4 protein-coding genes are annotated in these 2,766 nt (G+C 53.3%); 2 read left to right on the top strand and 2 right to left on the bottom strand.

Going from position 1 to position 2,766, the window contains the following annotated elements; translation table 11 throughout:
• Positions 1-121 precede the first annotated feature (121 nt).
• A complete protein-coding gene (locus Pla100_RS23965; protein ID WP_261344820.1) occupies positions 122-382 on the top strand; it encodes a type II toxin-antitoxin system HicB family antitoxin in 261 nt (86 codons plus the stop codon).
• A 94-nt stretch (positions 383-476) separates the two neighbouring features.
• On the top strand, positions 477-872 hold the full coding sequence (locus Pla100_RS23970) for a TspO/MBR family protein (protein WP_146580980.1): 396 nt from the start codon (positions 477-479) through the stop codon (positions 870-872).
• 336 nt (positions 873-1,208) lie between these two features.
• On the opposite strand, the gene Pla100_RS32225 is transcribed toward Pla100_RS23970, so the two are convergent.
• Together Pla100_RS32225 and Pla100_RS23975 are read right to left on the bottom strand one after the other, a co-directional pair.
• Positions 1,209-1,343, bottom strand: a complete 135-nt coding sequence (locus Pla100_RS32225) for a hypothetical protein (RefSeq protein ID WP_261344822.1) — start codon at positions 1,341-1,343, stop codon at positions 1,209-1,211.
• Positions 1,344-1,467: 124 nt separating this feature from the next.
• Positions 1,468-2,244, bottom strand: coding sequence for a class I SAM-dependent methyltransferase (locus Pla100_RS23975; protein WP_231603495.1), 777 nt, complete (start codon positions 2,242-2,244; stop codon positions 1,468-1,470).
• Between the last annotated feature and the right edge of the window lie 522 nt (positions 2,245-2,766).

Genomic DNA, 2,766 nt, shown 5'->3' on the forward strand with positions numbered 1-2,766 from the left:
GAGCGTATATTCTTAGCCATCCTTGGCCCTTTGAGTATTGGTTTGGTGTGAGAACCTCCAATTTCTCTGAGGGCCTTTTTCGTGGCAAGATCAATTTTGAAGTGATAGGCAATCGCCTAAAGTGCAGTTGCGAATGCGAGATGATCTAAAAGCAAAGGCACAAGAGTTGGCCAGCGAGCAAGGCGTTTCGTTGAACAGTTACATCAACGCGACACTTGCAGCCACGATCGCTCAATCCGAGACGCTCGTGATGATGGGCGACCGTCTAAGCAATGTCGATCGGGAGCAGTTGCATGTACGAGTGCTGAAGTTCATGTCCAAGACCCAAGGCGGAACCGAGCCAACTCCAGCCGAGATTGAGCGAGCAGTCTCGGGAGAGTAAACGGCTTGAGATAGTGGGGGCCCGCTCACCAAGCGATAATCTTATCCCCTATTTTTATTTCACTCTTCACCCCTCACTCTTCAAACTTTCTTCAATGACTTGGCGAGACTGGTACGACGCCCTCGAAAAACCGGCTTGGACTCCCGAGCCGTCGACGATCGGTACGATCTGGCAGATCCTCTACCCGATCATCCTGGTTACGTTCGGCTACGTCTTCTACCGCGTCGCCCGCAAGCAGATCCCGTGGCCAGTCGCGATCCCCTTCGCCATTAACCTGATCGCCAACATCGCCTTCACTCCGATCCAGTTCGGCCTGCGAAACCTCCCGCTAGCCGCGATCGACATCGCCATCGTTTGGATCACGATTCTCTGGGCCATGAAGGCTATCTGGCCTCACCACCGCTGGATCGCGGTCGCTCAGATTCCGTATCTGATCTGGGTCACGATCGCGTCTGTGTTGCAGATCTCGATCACCTGGAACAACGGATGAGCGGCTCGTCGTCCTACCAGCCGTTTCGACGCGATCAGGCTGTTGTTCTAATCGTAACCCGAAGCGTAAGCGAGGGATTCAACGCCGTTAATTCTCTTGTAAATATCCCTCGCCGACGCTTTTTGAAGTTGCGCTTTCTTCGTAACCCGCTGCGTCAGCGAGGGATCATTGATATTGACTCATCCCTCACTTACGCAGCGGGTTACTAAAAACCAATGCCACAGGCAAAATCGCAACTTCAAAACTGACGCTTCGGGTTTCGATGAGGACTATGAGCCTATCCGTGAAGATCCGTGCCAATCCGTGGCCAACATTTCAAACTTCACCACTCACTCATCAGACTTCGTTGTCCCATTGATACTCACTGGCACTCAGTTCCGACACGACGCCCTGCAAACTTTCGAGAACGACTTCTTCGGTAACGGCGAGAGCATCTTTGACGGACTCAAGTCGCTGATTGAAGAAACGCATCAAGGTGAGTTACAAGAGGTTCCCTTGGCCTGGATGCTTTGGCCGATCACTGCTGGCGGACTTGGCTTGCGATCGGCGACAGTGTTGTGTGGGCAATACCAGTAGAGGCAGGCGACCCCGCAAGTTACTCCTTCCACGCACCGAACGCGGCGAAGCAACTGTTTTTGTGCAGCAGTTCGACGTGGGCGAAGCCGACGCGGCGGAGCAGGTCGAGCTGATACGTGACCGGTCGCGGCGAATCTTCTCGGTCGATGTATTCGAACACCTTTTGCCGGTACTCGACGCCGCCGAATCCTTCGAGGTAATCGCCGTAACGTGACCACATCAATTCTTGAACGGGAACCGTTTCTTGAACCACCAAGTCAGTGATCCAAAACGATCCGCCGGGACGCAGCACCGAAAAAATCTTTTCGAACGCGGCCCGCCAATCTTCGTCGTCTCGCAAGTGATGCAGCACCGCAGCGGCCAGCACGACGTCGTAGCTTTCCGTGGGCAGGTCGGCCTCGCGGAGATCCGCGTGCCAAGTCGTGATCGCGTCGATCCCGGCATCGCTCACTCGCTGTTTGGCTCGCTCGAGCATCGGGTTGCTCAGGTCCAACAAGTCGCTTGCGAAGGGCTTGCCGTAAACTTGCCGAAGCTTCAGCGTGTTGTTGCCGGCTCCGCATCCGATATCCAACACCCTCTCGATCTTCGGAGTCAGTCGCACGGCCGCTTCGGTGATCAATTGCATCGACAGCGGCGCGTCGATCGTCGCGGACTGGCCGGTTTCCAAGTTGCTAAATCGCTCGACATCGGCATCGAAACGCGAGGTGATATCGTCGGTGGTCGACTTCGCTGAAAAGTCCTTCACTTCGTATTTGAACTTGGCGGACCGCCCCTCGTTCGTTTCGTCATCCATCATTTAGTTCCTACGTTTCGCCAATGCTGACTGTTGCTTCAAGAACGGATTAGCCGATTTGGCGCTAGCGGCGTGTTGATTTAATCGTAACCCGAAGCGTGAGTTTGGAAGTTGCACTTTTTTCGTAACCCGCAGCGTAAGCGAGGGATAATTGATTTTGACGCATCCCTCGCTTACGCTGCGGGTTACTAAAAACCAATGCCACAGGCAAAAGTGCAACTTCAAAAAGCGTGAGCGAGGGATTCAACACCATTAATTCTCTTTTAAATATCCCTCGCTGACGCTTTTTGAAGTTGCGCTTTCTTCGTAACCCGCTGCGTAAGCGAGGGATAATTGATATTGACTCATCCCTCGCTTACGCAGCGGGTTACGATAAACCAATGCCACAGGCAAAAGCGCAACTGGTATGTTGCTCTCTTAACAAAAACAAAGAAAGCAAAAGTCATCTGGACCACTGTGGGGAAGCTACCAGTTGTTTTTCCCACTCTAGCAGAGGCCCAGATGACCACTCTTAGTCCAACCCAA

The sequence above is a fragment of the Neorhodopirellula pilleata genome (assembly GCF_007859915.1).
GTDB classification, from domain to species: domain Bacteria; phylum Planctomycetota; class Planctomycetia; order Pirellulales; family Pirellulaceae; genus Rhodopirellula; species Rhodopirellula pilleata.